This is a genomic window from Mammaliicoccus sciuri, from assembly GCF_002901825.1.
Lineage (GTDB): Bacteria > Bacillota > Bacilli > Staphylococcales > Staphylococcaceae > Mammaliicoccus > Mammaliicoccus sciuri.
This window is the reverse complement of the sequence record NZ_PPQD01000011.1, coordinates 1-337: the sequence shown is the minus strand read 5'-3', so window position 1 is coordinate 337 and position 337 is coordinate 1. Positions and strand designations below refer to the sequence as shown.

Here is a 337-nt window from a genome sequence, read left to right as displayed (position 1 = left end):
TACAAGCGAGTCATTAAGTACAAGCGAATCATTGAGTACAAGTGAATCATTAAGCACGAGTGAGTCATTGAGTACAAGCGAATCATTAAGCACAAGTGAGTCGTTAAGTACAAGTGAATCATTAAGTGAAAGCGAATCGTTAAGCACGAGTGAATCATTGAGTACAAGTGAGTCTCTAAGCACGAGTGAGTCATTAAGTGAAAGTGAGTCATTGAGTACGAGTGAGTCATTAAGCACGAGCGAATCATTAAGTGAAAGCGAATCACTAAGTACCAGCGAATCGTTAAGTACAAGCGAGTCATTAAGTACAAGCGAATCATTGAGTACAAGTGAATCA

1 protein-coding gene is annotated in these 337 nt (G+C 39.2%); it reads left to right on the top strand.

Annotated features, from left to right (window positions below; all coding sequences use genetic code 11):
- Window positions 1-337 (top strand): hypothetical protein (locus tag CD035_RS02405; protein WP_180991816.1); only part of this gene is annotated, 337 nt, incomplete at both ends.